Raw genomic sequence first — 19,695 nt, 5'->3', positions numbered from 1 at the left:
TTACTCGGTATTCGAGCATGGTAGGCTAGCGATCTAACTAAAGAAAAGACCCTTGCCTGAAATCAATCCAAGCAAGGGTCTTGAGATAGGGCTTTCTGGCGATGAACCAGATCCCGTAAATCTAACCTCTGCGCCGACGAGAAAACGCGCAGAGAAGTCCCGCGGCTGCTAGAATGAAGCCAAAGCTGGATGGTTCCGGGACAACGGTGAATCCGAATGTTTCAGATCCAGTCACCGTTCCGCCACCGCTGAGGGTGCCTTCTGCTTGAAACGTCAGCTCGTAGTCGCCAAGGGCAGAGAAACCCCAGTTGAAGTGCTCGTGGGAATCAGCTGCGATAGAGAGAACGTCTCCGCTATCGATTCCATCACTGGTAGCCATCAACGCGGTTGGCACGCCAATTCCGTCCACGCTGTAGAGGGAGAAGGCCCCAGGTCCAGAAAAGCCGATCAATGTCAGAGTTAGGTTGCCGTCCCAGTCACTGGGATCCAATTCCTCGGTTCCGATCCCAATATAGGGGACGGATGGGTCCTCGGTCTGTGGAAACACCCAGAAAGTCTCTCCTGAGTTTACTCCGAGAAAGTCCCAGTCCGAAGTCGGGTTACGTGTCTCGGACCGATCACCCTCTGCGATCAGTTCGTCCGCCTCAAATTCGGTGCCTTCACTCCCGAAATTTTGGGAAATGCCGTCGATAACAACGGTTTCATTGTCTTCGCCAAGGTGCCAGTGTGGTTCGAGTTCACCTTCGATCGGGTCGTACTCGAGTCCAATATCACCGTGGCCTGCCGTCCAGATTTGCTGGGCTTGCAAAACCGACGATGTCGCAACTGCCGAAGCGGCGATTGCGGCGATTGTTAGTTTTCGTTTCATGTTTCTTGGTGGTTTACTTGTTTCTGTTTGGTGTGGTGTGAGCCATTGGCTGGCCTAGTAGGAGATAGTGTCCTGAAGTTCGACTCGAACACGGGCAAAACGTTTCTTGGCGGAGGAAGTGTCCAGGGTGTCGCTCACAGTGACCCGTTCCCAGTCGTCGTCGATAGAGGTTACCGACTCGATGGTCTGCTCAATCCAACCATCCGTGCTGAGGTCATCGCTGAACTCTGCGAAGTAGCTGATCTGCGGGTTAGTGCTGGCCTTCCTACGAAGGTATTCGACTTCGAGCTTTGAAGAGCTTCCGGCGGTGATAAGTTGGACTGCAGGTAAACCAGAGGTTCCAACAGAGGGCTCAAGAAAACCAACCTCAGCCACGACTGGATCTAAGTTAAAAGCATATTCCAGCAATAGACGGATACCGTCTTGATCAGAGTCAGAATCGTCTCCGGAAACTGAGTCAGTAAAGAGATCGTCTCCGGAGTAGTGAGTAGCCAACCAGGTTGCCTTTGTGCCAATGGCGAAAGATACATTCTGGACGTCACCTTCTACGGTAACCCCCGATCCGTCCAGTATCGCAGACGGCTTTAGTGCGATGCGGTAGAGTCCTAAATCAGAGAATCCCCAGTTCATGTGTTTATGGGTGTTCTCTTCCAAATAAAAGAGATCCGTTCCGTCGATTCCGTCAGCAGTTGTCATCCAAGGAATAAAATCACCCTGAAACTGCCAAAGTGAGAATTGTGGATTGGTAGCCGAGCCAGCATAATTCATGTCTATGAGTCGGATCGTGATCCACGGCTGGTCCGGTTCAGACGTATCGAGCCGAGAATCTACCGGATCAAAAGAACGAAAGGTTCCGGGCGTCTGGTCATTGCGAAGACCCGGCCAGGTGTATCCCACATCGGATTGCGGTAAGATCCATATCGGTTCTCGGTCCCCAACTCCGGTGAAATCGAGAATACCGGAAGGCTTGATAAAACGGTCGCCAAATTGGGGTAGCCCATAATCGCCGGTCCCTCCCGCTGGAAGGTCCCGAGCAGTCAGACTCGCCTCATTCAAGGCCGAGGAGCTGTCGGGGTTGTCAAAGTCACCGAATTGTAACTCAGCCGACCATTCGTTGTTCGAAAACGAAAAGGCGATGTCCGTGTGACCTTCGGGCAACACCTGTGAGTCAACACTTGTTGCCAAAGCGGCCAAACCGACTTTGCAATGAAAGAACCGTTGATGAGAAATACGCATGATCCACTAATTTGGTGCAGCGAAATTCTCGCCTCTTTCAATACGTTCCTTCAGGCTTGTGGCTTCGTGCTTTTCGACGTGGCCATCGGCGTACAGGTAATTTGAACTTCCAGAGGTTGAGTTGGAGGATCTACCCAAGGCGAAGCGATTCGGGGATATATCCCGGGTGACCGCTGACCAAGACGTCCAACCTTGCGAGTGAGTGTGATCGTTGGCATCGCCGACACCCTGAGAGTCGGAAATGACGAAAGCCATCATGGTCCTCGCGGGATTTTCGATGAGGGAGATGTTGTTGGATGCTCCCCCAATCGGCCTCCCGAAAGGGTCATATTGGGGGACAAAAAGAAAGCTATTTAAGATGTAGCTCGTTCCTCCAGCAGCCAACCGCTCCTCTCCCTTTGGATCAACCGGACATATCCTAACCTCGTCGCTGTTCCCTAAGTAGTCAGCGATAGTATATATCCAAGTTCGGCCTGCTGCAGCAGTGTGTGACGTCTCCGGCAGCTTGTGGTCATTGGAAGCCGCGTAAAGTAGGAGGGCAGACCCGATTTGACGCATATTGGACGCGCACTCAGCTTGCTGTGCCGATAGTCTTATTCCCTGGACCGCTGGCACCGTAATCGCCGCCAAAAGACCCACAACGGTAATCGTTACCAAGAGCTCTACGAGAGAAAAGCCTGAGAGTTTTTGTTGCCTTTGCATGCCCTTATTGCAAGTCATTTGCATCAAGAAAGGTGAGGCAACTCAATAGTTGTTTTCGTCCCGCCTCTGTTATTGGTATTTATGTGTTATACGTAAGATGTCTGAAACTTGCCGTCCATTGCTCGATACCGTAGTCAAACGTCTGAAGGCGAGCGGCGGGCGAATGACCAAGAAACGTGAGCAGGTGCTTACAGTTCTTCTATCGACGGACCGGCCGGTTAGTGCCGAGGAGATCCGGGAGAGAGCGAGGTTAGTTGCTTCTGACTTGGTGACTGTGTACCGATGTCTTGAAGCATTTGAAAATCTACGGGTGCTCCAGAGAGTTCCGCTTGAAAATGGGACCCATCTTTTTGAGCTGACAGGCCCGGACGAACACTTCCACCATCTTATCTGCAGAGAATGCCATAGAGCAGAGCGCCTAGACGTCTGTGTGAGTCAAGAAGTCCTTCGCAAAGCACGGACCAAGGGCTACTCTAAAATCGCCCACGTGATGGAGGTCTATGGTCTCTGTAGTGATTGCGCGATGGCAGGATAGCGCTTCCTATACTATGTCTGATTGATTATGGTAAAGTGAAGATCTACGGCTCTCAGTTTGATCTTTTGCTGGATGGTTTTTTGAGGTTCTCGGAGAATTAGGTTGTCGCCCGTTGTATTGACTTGTTAGCTACTAAAATGTCGCGGAGCAACTTCTGGCGGATAGCAAAAGCGCCTATCTCGGGTGTTTCCGGGTTTTCGCAGTTGGATTTTTTCCCGATCCGGCATCAGGTAAAGGGCTACAATAGTAGTAAGTTTTCGGGGGATCTGAGGGCTGGCATAAATGTGGCTCTTCTCGCTTTCCCGCAAGGTATAGCTTACGCTTTGATCGCAGGTTTACCGATCTATTACGGTATTTTTGGTTCTGCAATAGCGGCGATCCTCGGGCCGATATTCTCACGGGGGCACTTCATAGTTCTTGGGCCCACGAATGCTACGTCAGTGCTTTTAATGAGCACATTTGTCGGGCTGGCGGCAGTAGAGGATAGGCTGACGGTAGTTCCGCTACTTGTAATACTGGCCGGGGTATTTCTAATCATTGGGGCTTATCTAAGACTTGCCTCGTTCATTCAGTTCATTTCCCGCACCGTGGTGACGGGGTATATTACCGCTGCGGCGCTTCTGATCACCTTGAATCAAGTGAAGAACGCACTCGGCTTTAAATTTGATGAAGACGAAAAGGCGAAATCGTTTGTCATGAGTTTGTATTACACGGGCCTACATTTAAAAGACACCCACCTTCCATCGCTGCTGCTGAGTATCATTACTTTTGGGGTATATTTCGGAATCAGCCGGAAACTACCCAAGCTGCCGAATGTAGCAATCACTTTACTGGTGATGTCTTTTGTCGCGACTTTGTTTGCCCCTGTAGGATTAACGGATCTGGCATTCTTGAATGCGGTGAGTGCTGCAGAGTGGAAGTTCACCCCGCCGTCTCTTGATCTCGGTCTTGCATCTACCCTCTTGAGCGGGGCCCTTGCGATCGCTTTGCTAAGCGTCCTGGAAGGAACGTCGATTGGAAAGAGTTTAGCTGCTCGTTCGGGATCTCGTCTCGATACGAATCAGGAAATGTTCAGCATGGGTGTTTCCAACATAGGTTGTGGCCTATTTTCCGGGATGCCGGCTTCTGGATCGCTCACCCGGAGTGTCCTGAACATCAATAGCGGTGCCCGGACGTCCCTCGCCTCGATATACAGTGGAATCATTGTAGCGGTGGCTGCGGTAACGATTGGGTTCCTCGTTCGATATATTCCTCAGGCGAGCCTAGCGGTTCTAATTATTTGCATCGGTATTTCGCTGATCAACACGAGAAACATCCGCCTTGTCCTTCAAGCGACCCGTTCAGACGCTGCCGTGTTCATTGCGACACTATTGACAGGTTTACTATTGGGATTGGATTCAGCCATCTACGTCGGAACGGGACTGTCGATTATGCTCTTTCTGCGACAGGCCGCCCATCCAGAACTTGTGGAGTACCAGTTTAACGAGGAAGGACAGCTTGCAGAGAAGAAAGAGGAGTCGGAACGCTCGATGCCGGAGGTCTCGATTGTTCATGTGGAAGGGGATCTATTTTTCGGTGCATCAGACCTTTTTCGTGACCAGATGAGACGAACCTGTGATGATCCTAACCTTCGCATCGTGATTCTACGGATGAAGAATGCACGGCTACTGGATGCTTCGAGCGTCATGGCATTAGACGAGTTGATCACCTACATGAATGAGAAAGGACGAACGGTCGTTGTAAGTGGCGTGAAAAAGGAAATATACCGGGTCTTTCGCGACTCAGGATTAATCGAACGAATTGGGAGAGAAAACATCTTCCGTGAATCGATTGCGAATCCTACTCTTTCTACTGCAAATGCGATTAAGCGTGCGCAGGAGATTCTTGGAAACGACAACGCTAACGTGACCATCTATGTGGATCCATCAAAGGCGACAAAGGACGAGTAGGGGAAGGAATTATCTCCTCATCAGGGCTGAGTTGTCTTAGGTCCGCTCTTTTGTCGTTCAGCAAAAAATCAAAATCCATCTCACCGTGCCGCATGCAGACGACCCTGAGAAAGGAAAGAAGAGAGAAACCACCACTGTGCAATCTTGGAGTTCTTTGCTCTCAGTGAACTCTGTGGTGAAAAAGAATTTTGGATTTACCCCTCTGCACCCTATCTACTCCCGAATCCATCGACACTCAAGCCACGCACCCTAAACAAGACGGATCAGGTCAACCCTACAACCATCCCGAAAAATCCTAAAAATCACACTTACTGGGAAACCTATTGGCGGGTTGCCTGTCCTTTACGTTGCGCCCATCGCTTGGCGATGGACGCAATGCGACGCTGAGCAAGCTCATGCTCCAGCTTCCGGCCCACTCCGCAAGCCGCAACCAGGAGCATGAGGCGACTCCGGGATTGCCCTTCCGCGAGCAAGCTCGCTAGGGTTCAATGCCTGCGCGCCTCAGCGCAGCACTATCCAGAATTATGAAAGGTGAGATTTGCAGCGAGACGCACGATGAGTTGCCCGACATAGGATCGGATGCGCCGTACTATTGGTGCAAAGAAGCTGAAGCCTCTGACTCATCCTCACTAACAGAGGATCTATGCATAATCGAAGGAGAAGAGTTCTTTGTCCGCGGTGTTGTTGAGATACCGATTCAAGGAACCGACGACTACTTCGGTTGGGGTGTTTGGGTGTCACTAAAAAAGGAAAACTTTGAGATCTATCGAGACAACTACGATTCCAGTAAGATCGGTCCGTTTTTCGGTTGGTTTGCGACTGAAATTGATTATTTCTCGGTATCTACGATCAACTTACAGACCACCGTGAAGTTCGTTGGAGGCGGAACACGACCAAGGATATTTATTAACGAATGCGATCACAAAATCCGAAAGGATCAGCGCTCTGGCATTACTTTCGAGGAGGCTTGGAAGATCGTTCACCACTACACAGATGACGGATAACCAGTCAGTCGTCACAAATCCGGACGCTTCTCGTCCTACATCATGACACTTCAGCGTTCTGCAAAAGAAATGACTGAAGCTCAAACATACTCGTGGATCTTTTATGCTGCATCGGCCGCTGCTCAGAAAGAAGCCGTAAAGATTCGCGAGATTGAGTCAGTTGCAGACGCTATAAATCACGCAGTCCCGACTCAGAAAGAAATATCCAGTTCTATTAGGTGGCTTGAGTCGAAGGCTTTGATCGAAAGAGAAGGTAAGAAGGTAGCCTTAACTGAGGAAGGGAAAAGCTTTGCTTCGGAGATTGCGGCGAAGCCTAGCAGCACGATGAAAACATGGGACAGGATAGCTAAGGCATTCCAGAAGATGGGTGCTGATAACTCCACCGGCATCGATTGCCGAACGATGGAGGCAAAACAAGGCAGTCGAGGCAACGTCGGCTAGCGCCGCCGTCGCCTCACTTTTACGTTATCAGCTTGAGAACAATATATAGCTATGCATTCGGATAACGAGGACGCGATCCCCCCAAAAGGCTAAGAAGTCAAGGATCTGAGGATGGGCATGACAGACTTCTCCGCGCTGTCGATTCGAGAAAGAAGAGCTGGCTTGCCAAGCCGTAGCTCAGGCGACTCGGTAAATCACGAAGCGGAAAGCCCGCCTCTGCCCTCCGGGCTACGGCGTGGCAGTCTTCGACTCGCGCTGTCGCTTGAGCGAAGGCTGGTGCCCGGAGAGGGACTTGAACCCTCACTTCCTTACGGAAAACGGATTTTAAGTCCGCAGCGTCTACCGATTCCGCCATCCGGGCGAGCTATGTGGAAACGGTAGCATTGGAAAATTTGGAGAGTCGATGAGAAAAGGTGGGGTTTCGGTTTCCTATGCTGGTCGAGGGGTAAACCCTCTCCTACATTGCTCAGCCGGAGCGTGTTTACCCACCTCTTCCGAAATACGTTTCTAGGTCGCGGCGGTTTTTCTTGGTGGGTCTTCCCGCCCCTTGATACGGCGATAATCTCGCGTTTTCGCGGCGTTCTTTGGCTCTCTGGATTTCCTCCTCCGGGGTTTCGTCTTTGATAAGGTCTGGAAGTCGGGAGGCACCTACACGCCGATCAATAAGGGCAAGGACCCGGTAGGTCTTGGTCATTTCTCTGAGGCGAGCGGTGACGCAGTCGTCTACCCGAACACTGGATGCGGGTTTTGCAGTAGCTCCGTTGATCTGGACCGCTGATTTACGGCAGGCAGCGGTCGCCTCGGCGCGGGTCTTGTAAAGGCGTACCGCCCAAAGCCATTTGTCTACTCTCACGTGGTCCATTCTCGGTCGGGAGAGTAGTCGAAGCTCGTTGAAAATCCAAGTTTCCTCTCGTCAGTGGGCTGTCCCGCTGTCTAAAACAGAACGATGGACACCGATTCGATTCAGTTAAAGCAGGAGGAGGAAGCGCAGAGGGCTCTTGACCACACCTTGGCGGAGTTCAACTCGCTTCATACGGGAAAAGCCTCTCCGGCTATGGTAGAAAGCACTGTGATTGAGATCGCTTCCTACGGTTCTTCAATGCCTCTCCGGGATATCGCAGCGATCACTACTCCGGATGCACGCACAATTCAAATTCAGCCGTGGGATAAGACGGTGATTAAAGATGTGGAAAAGTCTCTGCAGAAGGCTAATCTTGGAATTAATCCTGTGGTAGACGGTGCGCTGATTCGGTTGAATATCCCGGAGCTTAGCAAGGAGCGGCGTCAGGATCTGGTCAAAGTCGCTCACAAGCATGCTGAAGATGGTCGGATCAGCGTTCGGCAGGCCAGACGCAACGCAATGGAGTCTTTGAAGACCACGGAAAAGGATGACTCTCTTCCAGAAGACGATGTGAAAAGAGTGGAAAAAGAAATTCAGAAGACTACCGACGAGTATGTAGAGAAGATCAATGTGGCACTGGGCCACAAGGAGGAAGAACTCCTGAAAATCTAGGAGTTCGCTACGGCAGCGAGACATGTCCGAAGACTTTTTTTCCCGCAGTTTTCGGCGGATTGTAGTCAAACTAGGGACTGGTATCCTCACCGATGAAGAGGGTGGCATAAATCGGGACCGAATTTCTGCGATCTGCCGTGAGGTGGATGCGACCCGAAAAAGCGGTGTCGATGTCTGCATTGTCAGTTCAGGGGCGGTCGGGCTTGGAATGAAGAAGTTGGGTTTTGCGAAAAGGCCGACTGACCTTTCTACCCTGCAGTCATGTGCAGCTGTGGGGCAGAGTATTCTCACCCAGACTTGGCAGGAGTCTATGGACCCATTCGGGCACACGGTCGCGCAGATCCTGTTGACCCGGGAAGACCTCCGCGGGCGTCGGCGTCATGTAACTGCTATGGAAACAATGGAGCGGCTTCTGGCAATGAACGTAGTTCCTGTGGTAAACGAGAATGATTGTGTAAGTTCGCAGGAGATTCGGTTTGGAGATAACGATGTCCTCAGTGCACTAGTCGCTTCACTCATCAAAGCCGATTTGCTCTTTATTCTGTCGACCGCGCCCGGTCTTCTGAATCGGGAAACAGGAGATTTGGTCAAAGAGGTTAAAACCATCACAGCGGATATTGAGGCCATGGCAGGTGGCACGGAGAGTCCGACTGCGGTAGGAGGGATGGTGACTAAGATTCATGCAGCCAGAATCGCTACACGATCAGGGTGTGGGGTGATCATTGGAAGTGGCACGGATCCTCGTTTGTTGAGTCGGATTGAGAATGGGTCTGTAGCAGGAACGCTTTTTCTTCCAACAGGAGAGACGATGAGTTCGCGGAAGCGCTGGCTGGCATTCTTCGATCAGCCCAGTGGATGGATTGTTCTGGATGAAGGGGCGGCTGACGCGGTTCGGGAAAAGGGGAGGAGTCTCCTTGCAACCGGTGTGGTAGAGTGCGGTGGCAGCTTCCAGTCTGGCGATTTGGTGGATGTGCGCGACCTTGAAGGGAAAGCTTTTGCCCGCGGGGTAATTGCCTACGGTAGCGCGGAATTAAAGGAGGTAGCAGGAAAGAAGTCAGACGAGGTTCTCGCTATGGATCCAGAGAGGCGTCAGTTGGAGGTCATTCATCGTAGTGAAATGGTTTTACTGGAAGAGTTGTCCATCTAAGGAAGGGAGATGATCGTAGACGTCCGCTACGTTTTTTTTGACCTCGACGGAACCCTGATTGATCACTTCGAGGCGATCCACCAGGCGTACAGTTTCGCTCAGGAGAAAATGGGGCTACCGGCTGCCACTTTTGAGAAGGTCAAAGCTACCGTTGGTGGATCTGTTCCCGTTACAATGCGGCGGCTGATTGGCCCCGACGCGAGCAACGAATTTGTCGGGAAAGCCACTGAAATATTCTACGCGAGGTTTGAGGAGATCATGCTCGATCATGTAACGGTTTTGGACGGCGTTCCCGAATTTCTGGAGGGATTGTCAGATCGTGGATTTCATCTTGCTGTGTTTACGAACAAAAGAGGAGATCATGCGAGGAAAGTACTCACCCATCTCAAGCTCTCTAAATTCTTTGATCTAATCGCAGGTGCGGGAGATACACCCTACCGAAAGCCACAAGTTGAGTTTACCAATTGGGTTCTGGCAAAGGTCGAGGCGAAACCATCCGAAGCGTTGATGATTGGCGATTCCCCGTTTGACGTAAAGGCGGGAAAAGTTCGAAGCTTGCGCGTTGCCGCTGTAGCTACGGGAAGTCACTCGGAAAAAGAATTGGAGGAAACCGAGGCAGATTGGGTTTTCGGTGATATGGCGAAACTAGGGGAGACGTTGTTCGGTCTTTCCTGAAGGTTGGCGAATCCTGAAGGAGTAGTGTAGAGTTCCGAGAGTTGAGCGTAGGTGAACCCCGACCCATAATTCTGAATGATTGTCTGTTTCGGATTTTTTGGGTCCAGAATTCGGCGTTTCCTGGTTTTTCGATATGCCTGATCAGCTAAAGGGAACTCTCGAGAGAATTGTTTTCTCCAACGAAGAGAAGCAGTATCTCGTGGCGGAGTTCTCCCCGGATGGAGAAAAAGGTAAAGTCACGATCACCGGAGTCATGCCGGGAGTGCAGTGCGGAGAGTCCCTAAAGGTTACAGGAGAGTGGGTGAGCCATCCCCGGCATGGTAAGCAGTTTAGGATCTCTCACTTTGAGTCCCATCTTCCTGCGACAATCCACGGTATTCGCAAGTATCTTGGAAGCGGCCTGATCCCTGGAATTGGAAAGACCTACGCTTCCAAAATCGTTGATTACTTTGGAGAGGATACGCTTCGGGTAATATCGGTGAAATCGGCTCGGCTTCGAGAGGTTCCCGGGATTGGAAAAGAGCGGGCGCGGAAAATCAAAGAGGGTTGGGAGGAGCACCGTGCGTTTCGATCAGTGATGATCTTTCTGCAGACTTACGGCGTGTCTGCTGCAAAATGCTTACGTCTTGTTAAACGTTACGGCGAGAGCACGGAGAAGATCCTACGAGCCAATCCTTACCGTCTCGCAGATGAAATTGAGGGGATCGGGTTTCGCACGGCAGACCAGATTGCAGTAAACCTAGGTCTTCCCAGTGATGGTCCGGATCGGATTTCGGCGGCGCTCTCCTATTCACTTCAGGAGGCAGCAGATGAGGGGCATACTGTTTTGGCTCGGGGTGACTTGATCGCGCGGGCTTCAACAGTGCTCGGATTGCCGGGTGAGTCAGTAGAGCCCATACTCGTCCGTTTGATCGCGGAGGAGCAGCTCTCATCAATCGAGTCCGACACGTTGATTCAACGGAATGATCTGGCGATTGCTGAAAAGCGACTTGCGACAGCTCTTTTTGAGCTTCTTTGGGCGAAATCTTCGCTTCCTGCTATTCAAATAGAGAAGGCGGTCGATTGGGCTGCTGCCCGCTCTGGATTTGCGTTTGCTCCCGAGCAAGTGGAGGCATTGAAAGCGAGTCTGGCGAATCGGGTGGCGATTCTAACCGGAGGACCCGGTACAGGTAAAACGACGATCCTGCGCTCTCTCGTGGCGATTCTCTCGGCGAAGAATATTCGGGTGGGTCTTGCTTCTCCAACAGGCCGGGCTGCGCAGCGAATGAGTGAGGCGACTGGATTGTCCGCGAAGACGGTACATCGGATGCTCGAATACGATCCGGCAACGGGTGGCTTTGTGCATCATGAGAAGAAACGCCTTCCTTATGAGTATGTAATTGTGGACGAGGCGAGTATGCTCGATGTGCGATTGGCGGCATCGCTGATTAGTGCGGTCGCTCCGGGGGCGACTTTGCTCTTAGTGGGAGATGCTGATCAATTGCCATCCGTAGGTCCCGGAGACGTCTTGCGGAATTTGATCGAGTCGGAGAGATTTTCAGTTGTTCGCCTTAGTCAGGTGTTTCGGCAGGAAGGAGCGAGCAGAATTGTTGATCTTGCTTACCAGGTCCTCGGGGGGAATCCTCGTTTTCCTTACAAAAGTGAAGAGGCTCCTTCCAAGCCCCGGCCTCCTGGTGATGTCCAGTGGATTCTCGCGGAAGACCCCGATGATTGCGTGGATAAGACTTTGCGCTTGGTGGATTACTTGCCAAAAGCGATCCCGGGAACTGATCCTGTTAGTGACATTCAGGTCATTGTGCCTCTCCACAAAGGGGTTGTCGGAGTTGGAAATCTGAACGAGCGTTTAAAAGAGCGTTTGCTTTCCAGAAACGTTCGTGGGGGGAATACTCCCTTTGCTTTAGGGGATAAGGTCATCCAAACCCGCAATAACTACGATTTGGGAATCTACAACGGTGACCTCGGTTTGGTTACCCGGACAGACCTACCCGATGGAGAGATAGAGGTGAATTTTTCTGGTTTGCGGACTCGGATAGGGCGAGGGCAGGTGAACGACCTGTCATTAGCCTATGCGATCACAGTTCATAAGAGTCAGGGCAGTGAGTATCCAATCGTAATCCTGCCACTGATGAAGCAGCACTATCTCTTGTTGAGGAGAAATTTAGTCTACACGGCACTTACCAGAGGCAAAAAGGCGGTTTACTTTGTAGGGGATCCAGCAGCCTATTCTATGGCGGTTCGACAACTTTCGGATCAAACACGATTGACGGATTTGGTCAGAAAGGTCCGGGAGGCAGGGTAGGAATCTTATCGAAGCCCCCGGGATTCCTGTTTCGATTAGCCTTGCAGAGCCTTGCTCAGCCTCTTTTCCCATTGCGCCAAATTAAACCGCTCCACACACAAAGCATGATCGCAAAAATCGAAATCGAAATCGGTATCGCTATCGAAACAATCCTAGGACTGCTACAGTGCTCTTGAGCTCTCCTCGGGATACTTTTCGCGGTAAAGAGTAGCGTAGTCTACGATCTTGCCTGAAAGGTTAGACAAACCGTTTCTCCGATTCGGTGAAAGCAACTGGGGAATACCCGCATCGACGAGAAAGTCCGGCGGATTCTTCAGTATCTCCTGCGGGGAGTGACCATCATACAGGTTTGCGAGCATAGTCGCGATTCCTTTGGTAATGGAGGAGTCTGAGTCGACAGAGTAGTGACATTTCCCCGCTTCAAAGGAGGGGAAAAGCCAGAGGTTTGACGTGCATCCTTCGACGCGAAAGGTCTCCTGTCGATACTCTGAAGCCAAACTTTCTGCGCCTTTTCCGAGATCTACGATGAAGCTTAGTCTTTCGTGTTCGTCCCCGATTAGATCCAGAGTTTCCAGAAGTTCGGATTTTTTTTCCTCAATGGATTTCATGATACGTATTTTTGCACAATCGGAATGCGGCGTCCAACGCCGAAGGCCAAAGGAGTGATTTTGAGCCCTGGAGCGGCTTGCTTTCTTTTGTACTCGTTCCGGTCTACCTTCCCCAGAACTTCTGCAACCAGCTGTTCTTCGAACCCGGACGCAACAATCTCGGCTCTGGAGTGGCCTTGCTCCACGTAGAGTTCAAGAATGCGGTCAAGAACAGGATACGGAGGAAGACTGTCCTCATCCTTTTGGTCCGGGCGAAGCTCAGCAGAAGGGGCCTTCGTGATCGTGTTCTCCGGAATCCGCTCTCGATCCCTGTTCAGGTGCTCGGCGAGGCGGTAGACGACAGTCTTGGGCACATCCGAGAGAACGGCGAGCCCACCAGCCATGTCGCCGTAAAGGGTGCAGTAGCCAACCGCCATTTCACTTTTATTCCCCGTGGTAAGGAGTATTTCGTTAAACTTATTGCTCACAGCCATGAGCAATAGCCCTCGGGAACGGGCCTGGATATTCTCCTCTGCAACGTTCTCCTGAGACCCGGAAAAGAGAGGATGCAACGCGTTTTCCGCCTTTTCGACAAGCCCACCGATCGAAATGATTTCGAACCTGATACCAAGGTTTTTCGCAAGACTCTCAGCGTCTGTGACACTATGCGGACTGGAGATGACGGACGGCAGAGCAATACCTCTGACATTCTCAGCGCCCAGGGCGTCGACAGCGAGGGCTGCGGTGACTGCGGAGTCGATCCCTCCACTTAAACCGATGACAGCCTTACGAAAACCAGTTTTCTCCGTATAATCGCGAAGCCCTAGGACCAGGGCTTGACGGACCTCTTCCATCTCCGGCAAGGGCGCGAAGGCCTCTGTCGCAGTGTCCGTATCGACCACTACATTTTCTTCAACAAAGGAGGGTGCGATCGAGTTCACTTTCCCTTCTTTGGTCGCTAACAGACTATGACCATCAAAAATGAGTTCATCGTTCCCTCCGATGCTGTTGCAGTAGACTATGGGTGCCTCGCATCGGATCGCGGCGTCTTGGAGGATGTTCGAACGTAGCTCGCGTTTTCCAAAGTGCCAGGGACTGGCCGAGAGGTTAAGGATGACATTTGGTTTCTCCTTTGCAAAGAACTCGACGGGATCCGTTCGCCTCGAGTAGCGCTGACCGTCGTGTCCAAACCAAAGGTCTTCGCAGATTGATACGATTATTCGTCGATCCTGAAAAAGGATAGGCACCGAAGGTTCTGCCGGTTCAAAGTAGCGGTCTTCGTCGAAAACATCGTACGTCGGAAGAAGACTCTTTCGGAAAATCCTTTCTATCTCGCCATTGGCGCACCAGGCCGCGGAGTTGAAGGAGGGCCGCCCGCAACCATGATTGATCTGGGGGAAACCCACTACCAATGGGGTTGGGCCTGCTTCCTTCGCTAAGGAATCGACGATGTTGGCGCAGTCTTCAAGGAAACGTTTTCGAAGTAAGAGATCGCGAGGAGGATAACCTGAAACTGCTAGTTCGGGTGTCACTACCAGCTCAGCACCTTTTGCTACCAGCTTCTGGTAGGCGTCGAGAATCTTTGTTCGGTTTGCTGCGAGCGATCCAACGGTAGTATTTATTTGTGCAATTCCGATTTTCATCAAGGCGGCCGAAACTCATAGTCAGCTTTCGGAAAGTCTCAACTAAAGGCCTTAGCGACAAGCCTCGACTGAGAGTTGCTTTGAGCCGAGGGGGGAACTATCCATTTCGTTTGTGACTAGTTGGCCACTGGACTTCCGTCTAATACTTGCCTCAGCTTCACCTCGGAGAAGTGATCTATTGCTCGAGGCCGGAATTCCATTTGAGGTCGAGCCAGCGCGGGTTGCGGAGGTGGAGGATCGATTTGGCGATCCAGAATCAATTGTGCGGGAGAACGCCAATTTAAAAGCAACGGAGGTCTCGAACCGTTTTCCCGGGCGGGTCGTTGTGGGTGCTGATACTGTTGTGGCTCTAGGTGACGAAGTGTTGGGAAAACCGAAAGACATCACGGAGGCTTTCCAGATGTTAACGGCACTCGCTGGAAAGGAGCATCGTGTGCTTACCGGGGTAAAGTTAGTAAGTGGAACAGGGACCGGGGAGACTTTCGTTGGGACGACCAAGGTGCGATTTCGTCAGCTTTCGGATTCTGAGATTCGCGCGTATTTGAAAGTCGTCCCGGTTCTGGACAAGGCGGGCTCCTACGCACTTCAGGACCGGGGGGAACGGATTGTCGAGTCGATTGAAGGATCCAGATCGAACGTAATCGGCCTTCCGGTGGAAGAGCTTGTGGAACGGTTGACGCGGGGAGGGTGGAGCGAAGAGCAAGGTGGTGCGATGCCGGGATAATCTTTCTTGAAGGAAAAGTTTCAGGATCTATTGTATGCAAATGGGCTTGGCGCATGGTATGGTCACTTTAAGAAACCCTCGTTATCCGGAAATGGAACCAGTTGAAGTGGAGGCACTTGCCGACACCGGTGCAGTCCATTTGGTCTTGCCGGAACACGTTGCAATTCAGCTCAAGCTTGAAGAGTATGATAGGAAGGAGGTGACGGTTGCCGACGGGTCCAGGCGAATCGTTCCTTACAAGGGCCCCATTGAGATCAGATTTAAAAACCGCGTCGGTATTACCGGCGCTCTAGTGATGGGCGATGAGGTCTTACTTGGCGCAATCCCGATGGAGGATATGGACTTGGTTGTAGTTCCCAAGGACCGCAGTGTTGAAGTGAACCCCTCGAGTCCGAATGTTGCCTGTTCGACTGTGAAATAACCTTATCCCAAGAGGGGGAACCCTGATAGGAAAACGGAGATTTGTCCCTTAGCTCGTCTATCTCGCCGTCTCGGAAAACCGAGACTCCCTGATTACAGTGACTTTGATGGTGCTAGGATACTGCAGTTCACTTTCGATCCGGTTTCGTATTTTTAGGGAAAGCCGTTTCGCTTCGTCATCCACGACTTCGGTTGGATCTACGATTACCCGAATTTCTCTTCCCGCCTGCAAGGCGTAGCAATCCTTTACGCCCTCGAAGCCACTGGCCAGGTTCTCAAGAGAGCGCACTCTTTGGATGTATCCGTCGGTAGAGTCAGCACGGGCCCCGGGGCGGCTCGCCGATATACTGTCTGCCAACATGACCAAGCCGGCGTAGGGGCTCTCGGCAGGCACTTCTTCATGGCTGGCAGCAACCGCATTGACCACTTCTGGAGGTTCCCCATGGTGGCGGAGAATCTTTGCCGCCGCAGAAGCATGGCTCCCTTCAAATTCATGACTGATCGCTTTTCCAAGATCGTGAAAAAGGCCAGCCCTCTTTGCCAAAACCGGATCGAAACCAATTTCTGAAGCGAGTAGGGAACAGAGGAACGAGACCTCTATACTGTGATCGAGCGTGTTCTGACTGTAAGAATGGCGAAAATGAAGCTTCCCGAGAAGCGAAACGACTTCCGGGTGAATGGAGGATAGCCTCAGTTTCCGTAGAGCTTCCTCGCCAAGCGTGATCACGGCCATGTCCATCTCCTGCATAGCCTCTGCGTGTTTCTCTTCAATACTCGCAGGGTGGATGCGGCCGTCTTTGATCAGTGCTTCCAAGGTCACCTTGGCGATTTCTCTTCGAACCGGATCAAAACCGGAAAGTAGAACGGTATCGGGGGTTTCGTCGATGAGGAGTGATACACCGGTTACCGATTCAAAGCTCCGTATATTTCTTCCCTCCCGGCCGATGAGACGGCCTTTCATTTCGTCGTTCGGCAACGAGACAAGCGTGGAGGTTTCTTCCGTCATCGGGCGCGAGCTAATTCGCTGCATGACGGCGAGCATCGCAGCTCTCGCTCGGGATTCCAGTTGTGCTTCCGGTACGTCGAGCAATTCATGTCGAAGTTCTTCCAGGTAGTCGGAGGACTCCTCTTTCATTTGCTCCAGATAGGCCTCTTTTGCGCGCTCGGGTGTCATTTCTGAAACTTCGAGAAGACGCTGCTCGAGATTTGTCCGGTAGGTTTCCGCTTCCTGTTGGATGGAGCGGACACGCTCTATTCGTCGACGAACTTCTTCCGAGGCTCCGTTAAAGGGACTCTTCGGAGTACCATTCGCCCGGAACACAAAGTGCTTGAGTGCGAAGACTACTATGACGGCAGCCACTGCTGCGGCCATCAAAGCCAACCCCACTTGAATCCAAATACTTTCCATAGCCAGAGCAGGAAGAGGGTGGGGTGTCGCCTTCCAATTTCCGGAAATTCAAACGGTAGGTCAAAAATCTCCGCGATAGCAAATAAAAAAGGCCAGGCACCCTACGGCACACGCGGACGTCAGCTACCGTTGCTCCCTTCCGGGCCTGGCGGGGTTCACTGGTCCTGCGTTGCATAGGACCCGGCCAACTCAAAGCAAGACAGGCAAGACCGCCGGGTGCAACCAGATTTATAAAGGTGTACTCTTACGTTGAGTCCGATAAAATTAGGGAGGGAGCACTCCCAGTTTTCAAGTTTCCTAAGTTTCGAGTCTTGAGCTCCATAAAACCCTCGTCTCCTACGGCCTGCTTTTCACACCGTTCTTTTCCTGGTGGTTCAAACCTCGGCCAGTAACTACGGGTTTGTCGATTCGTCTCGTCAGCGTGCTCCCACCTCCCTTACATCATTCTAATGGATTGGATCAATAGCCCTCCGTTCTTCATCTTCGCAGCTTTGTACGCAGTGGTGTTTTATTTTCTTTTGGCCGCGTATTTGAATCAAGGTGAGCGCAGAAGTGAGCCTTCTACGAGCGACTCTACAGCTCCGCGAACGGGTCGTGCGGTGGAGTCGAGTTCGACGGGGCTAGATAGTGGCGCAGCCGAGGTGTTGGAAGAGTTTGAACCTCGGAATCCTGTCAGACCCTCTAAGGAGGGAGTCGCTGCTGAACCTCCCCGAAAGCAGTTTTTGGATGAAGCTGAAAAACTCTTTTCGAGTGAGAAGCAGCCCGTGCTTGTTATGGATGAAAACATGGTGGTGTTTTACCGAAACCGTGCCGCTCGAAGACTCTTTGGTTCTTTCGGAGAAGGTCAGTCAGAACCGCTGAACTCTATTCTTGGCGTAGAATATCGATCCTTAGAAAAACAAGTCTCCAAAACAGAATCAGGCCAGGTGATGACGGTCGAGTGCCGGTTACCGAATGGGGCTACGGGAACTGCCCAGATCAATTTTGCGGTTATGAACCGGGTTCCGCGAATAAACGCGCTTAGGATCACGGGTTTGGAGGAGCAACGTTCATCATGGCTTAGTCGTGGTTCAAGCCCAAGGGAGTCGACCTCTCTTACCCGAGGTGGCCATCTCGACTTTCGGGAAGTGGATCCGGCATCTGTAGAATTGTCCGCGGACCAGATGTTGGGACCGTTGCGGGAGGTCGATGAATTGCTACAGAAGGTGAATTCGGTCAGCGAAGACAACGGCATCGAAGAAAAGGATGCATCTTTGCAAAGTGCGCGAAATAAGTTGCGCAAAACGATTCGGCATATTGAAGAGATCGATTGGATGCTTCAGGTCACTGATGGGCATCTGCACCTGAAACAGGATCAGTTTCGTGGGTATGAAGTGATTGCTTCGTTGGCCGTGGCAGCGAACCGTCTATCCGGTGACAATGGGGTGCGGCTGCGTCTATTCCCGGAGGAGCCGCCTCCGATCGAACCACTTTTGTCCGGTGACCGACGTATCTTTGAGAAGATCCTCACTCAGTTACTCACCTCCGCTTTCCGAGCGGCAGATGGCGAAGGCGTTAAAGTGGACTATCGTTTTGAAGCCTTGGAAAGCCCGGCTCAGTCTGATGATTGGTACCTGTTTGCAGGAGAGGGAGAGACTCAGAGTCTCGCTACGCTTTTGACTGTGAAGATCGGTTTCAAACGTCCGGATCAGGAGACGACTGGATCTGATCTCCCCGCTGTTGTTGAGACTCTCGGATCGCAGATCGTTGATCCATCGTTAAGCCGGCGCTTGGACTTCGTCCGAAAGGGAAGAGACTCGGACCTGTTTGGCCTGACCTTAGCCAGAGAGCTGGTCGGAAAGCTAGATGGTGAGTTGGCTTTCCAGTCCGGTGCGGAAGGCGAAAGCGAGTTTTTGATCAAGCTGCGCTTCGACAATACCTCTCTGTGAGGAGTCTCCCGAAAAACTCTCTAGGCCAAAAACGTATCTGCATCAGCTGCGATCCGTTCCAAAGCATCTTTAAATTCTTGAGAAGCACGTTGAAGCCTTTCGGTGTGGCGGTCCAATACCTGTAGATCGTTCTCGCTCATCTCTCCTTCAGAGTGGGCTTCAAGAGTGAAGGCCAATTCCTTCAATAACGGGCTACCGAAGGTTCTAGCAGCTGATTTTATTGAGTGGGCAGCGCGATTGAAGTCGCGCCAATTTTCGGCTTCCCGGGCCTCGAGGAGAACTTCACACTGAGCGCGAAGGTCATTTTGACAGTCACTCAAAAGCTCGACAAAAATGTCGGCATCGTCCGCACAGATCTCCTCGGCGAAAGTTCGAAGTATCCTGGGGGAAAATAGCTCGGCAGAGATAGGCATCGAGGGGAAATTAAGTCTTGCGGAACTCTCCGACAAGCTGGATTTTCGGCCTATGGAATGGACAATGGTGGTGAACGGCTGGCTCGGTCCTTTGATGGCACTTGGCGCGATCGGCACGGGTGCGACTCTTTTATTAGGAGAGTTTTTGTGGAACCGCACTTTTGGCGATGATTGAACGCTCGTTCTCGACTTTTTGTTTCTAG

General features: G+C 51.7%; 20 protein-coding genes, 1 tRNA gene and 1 other RNA gene. 12 read left to right on the top strand and 10 right to left on the bottom strand.

Going from position 1 to position 19,695, the window contains the following annotated elements; translation table 11 throughout:
- Positions 1-121 precede the first annotated feature (121 nt).
- From AAGJ81_12575 to AAGJ81_12565, 3 genes are read right to left on the bottom strand one after another with little or no spacing between them, the layout of a single operon-like run.
- Positions 122-868, bottom strand: coding sequence for a choice-of-anchor M domain-containing protein (locus tag AAGJ81_12575; protein MEM0966977.1), 747 nt, complete (start codon positions 866-868; stop codon positions 122-124).
- 54 nt (positions 869-922) lie between these two features.
- Positions 923-2,104, bottom strand: coding sequence for a hypothetical protein (locus AAGJ81_12570; GenBank protein MEM0966976.1), 1,182 nt, complete (start codon positions 2,102-2,104; stop codon positions 923-925).
- Between the two features lie 6 nt (positions 2,105-2,110).
- Positions 2,111-2,806, bottom strand: a complete 696-nt coding sequence (locus tag AAGJ81_12565) for a type II secretion system protein (GenBank protein ID MEM0966975.1) — start codon at positions 2,804-2,806, stop codon at positions 2,111-2,113.
- Positions 2,807-2,903: 97 nt separating this feature from the next.
- Between AAGJ81_12565 and AAGJ81_12560 the strand changes: the two genes are divergently transcribed.
- From AAGJ81_12560 to AAGJ81_12545, 4 genes are all read left to right on the top strand, one after another.
- Complete coding sequence (locus AAGJ81_12560) at positions 2,904-3,341, top strand: transcriptional repressor (protein MEM0966974.1); 438 nt, start codon at positions 2,904-2,906, stop codon at positions 3,339-3,341.
- Positions 3,342-3,478: 137 nt separating this feature from the next.
- Complete coding sequence (locus tag AAGJ81_12555) at positions 3,479-5,290, top strand: SulP family inorganic anion transporter (GenBank protein MEM0966973.1); 1,812 nt, start codon at positions 3,479-3,481, stop codon at positions 5,288-5,290.
- 524 nt (positions 5,291-5,814) lie between these two features.
- Positions 5,815-6,294: a DUF2199 domain-containing protein gene (locus AAGJ81_12550; GenBank protein ID MEM0966972.1), complete on the top strand. Its 480-nt coding sequence runs from the start codon at positions 5,815-5,817 to the stop codon at positions 6,292-6,294.
- A 69-nt stretch (positions 6,295-6,363) separates the two neighbouring features.
- Positions 6,364-6,735: a hypothetical protein gene (locus tag AAGJ81_12545; protein ID MEM0966971.1), complete on the top strand. Its 372-nt coding sequence runs from the start codon at positions 6,364-6,366 to the stop codon at positions 6,733-6,735.
- 274 nt (positions 6,736-7,009) lie between these two features.
- On the opposite strand, the gene AAGJ81_12540 is transcribed toward AAGJ81_12545, so the two are convergent.
- Positions 7,010-7,096 (bottom strand) — tRNA-Leu (locus AAGJ81_12540).
- 120 nt (positions 7,097-7,216) lie between these two features.
- On the bottom strand, positions 7,217-7,597 hold the full coding sequence (locus AAGJ81_12535) for an RNA-binding S4 domain-containing protein (protein MEM0966970.1): 381 nt from the start codon (positions 7,595-7,597) through the stop codon (positions 7,217-7,219).
- 84 nt (positions 7,598-7,681) lie between these two features.
- Between AAGJ81_12535 and frr the strand changes: the two genes are divergently transcribed.
- The 4 genes from frr (at position 7,682) to AAGJ81_12515 (ending at position 12,369) form a co-directional block, all read left to right on the top strand.
- Positions 7,682-8,248 carry a ribosome recycling factor gene (gene frr / locus AAGJ81_12530; protein ID MEM0966969.1) on the top strand — a complete coding sequence of 189 codons (567 nt, stop codon included), beginning with the start codon at positions 7,682-7,684 and terminating at the stop codon, positions 8,246-8,248.
- A 22-nt stretch (positions 8,249-8,270) separates the two neighbouring features.
- Positions 8,271-9,395 (top strand): glutamate 5-kinase, encoded by a 1,125-nt coding sequence (proB, locus tag AAGJ81_12525; GenBank protein MEM0966968.1) that lies wholly within the window; start codon positions 8,271-8,273, stop codon positions 9,393-9,395.
- A gap of 9 nt (positions 9,396-9,404) precedes the next feature.
- Positions 9,405-10,070: an HAD family hydrolase gene (locus AAGJ81_12520; protein MEM0966967.1), complete on the top strand. Its 666-nt coding sequence runs from the start codon at positions 9,405-9,407 to the stop codon at positions 10,068-10,070.
- 133 nt (positions 10,071-10,203) lie between these two features.
- On the top strand, positions 10,204-12,369 hold the full coding sequence (locus AAGJ81_12515) for an ATP-dependent RecD-like DNA helicase (protein ID MEM0966966.1): 2,166 nt from the start codon (positions 10,204-10,206) through the stop codon (positions 12,367-12,369).
- A gap of 161 nt (positions 12,370-12,530) precedes the next feature.
- On the opposite strand, the gene AAGJ81_12510 is transcribed toward AAGJ81_12515, so the two are convergent.
- A complete protein-coding gene (locus tag AAGJ81_12510; protein ID MEM0966965.1) occupies positions 12,531-12,977 on the bottom strand; it encodes a SufE family protein in 447 nt (148 codons plus the stop codon).
- Positions 12,974-14,599, bottom strand: coding sequence for an NAD+ synthase (locus AAGJ81_12505; protein ID MEM0966964.1), 1,626 nt, complete (start codon positions 14,597-14,599; stop codon positions 12,974-12,976). Before AAGJ81_12505 ends, AAGJ81_12510 begins: the two co-directional genes overlap by 4 nt.
- Positions 14,600-14,711: 112 nt before the next feature.
- Between AAGJ81_12505 and AAGJ81_12500 the strand changes: the two genes are divergently transcribed.
- Together AAGJ81_12500 and AAGJ81_12495 are read left to right on the top strand one after the other, a co-directional pair.
- On the top strand, positions 14,712-15,323 hold the full coding sequence (locus AAGJ81_12500; GenBank protein ID MEM0966963.1) for a Maf family protein: 612 nt from the start codon (positions 14,712-14,714) through the stop codon (positions 15,321-15,323).
- 40 nt (positions 15,324-15,363) lie between these two features.
- Positions 15,364-15,744, top strand: a complete 381-nt coding sequence (locus AAGJ81_12495; protein MEM0966962.1) for a clan AA aspartic protease — start codon at positions 15,364-15,366, stop codon at positions 15,742-15,744.
- Between the two features lie 57 nt (positions 15,745-15,801).
- Here the strand turns inward: AAGJ81_12495 and rny are convergent, their stop codons facing one another.
- Together rny and ffs are read right to left on the bottom strand one after the other, a co-directional pair.
- Positions 15,802-17,151: a ribonuclease Y gene (gene rny / locus AAGJ81_12490; protein MEM0966961.1), complete on the bottom strand. Its 1,350-nt coding sequence runs from the start codon at positions 17,149-17,151 to the stop codon at positions 15,802-15,804.
- An 87-nt stretch (positions 17,152-17,238) separates the two neighbouring features.
- An RNA gene (gene ffs / locus AAGJ81_12485) (signal recognition particle sRNA small type) lies at positions 17,239-17,337 on the bottom strand.
- 263 nt (positions 17,338-17,600) lie between these two features.
- On the opposite strand from ffs, the gene AAGJ81_12480 reads away from it, so the two are divergent.
- Complete coding sequence (locus AAGJ81_12480) at positions 17,601-19,079, top strand: hypothetical protein (protein MEM0966960.1); 1,479 nt, start codon at positions 17,601-17,603, stop codon at positions 19,077-19,079.
- A 20-nt stretch (positions 19,080-19,099) separates the two neighbouring features.
- Here the strand turns inward: AAGJ81_12480 and AAGJ81_12475 are convergent, their stop codons facing one another.
- Complete coding sequence (locus tag AAGJ81_12475) at positions 19,100-19,492, bottom strand: Hpt domain-containing protein (GenBank protein MEM0966959.1); 393 nt, start codon at positions 19,490-19,492, stop codon at positions 19,100-19,102.
- Between the two features lie 52 nt (positions 19,493-19,544).
- Here AAGJ81_12475 and AAGJ81_12470 point away from each other — a divergent pair, with 52 nt between their 5' ends.
- Complete coding sequence (locus AAGJ81_12470; GenBank protein MEM0966958.1) at positions 19,545-19,667, top strand: hypothetical protein; 123 nt, start codon at positions 19,545-19,547, stop codon at positions 19,665-19,667.
- The last annotated feature ends 28 nt before the right edge of the window (positions 19,668-19,695 follow it).

This window comes from Verrucomicrobiota bacterium (assembly GCA_038744685.1).
GTDB lineage: Bacteria > Verrucomicrobiota > Verrucomicrobiia > Opitutales > Puniceicoccaceae > Puniceicoccus.
The sequence above is the reverse complement of the archived record's forward strand: the minus strand, read 5'-3'. Positions and strand labels throughout refer to the sequence as shown.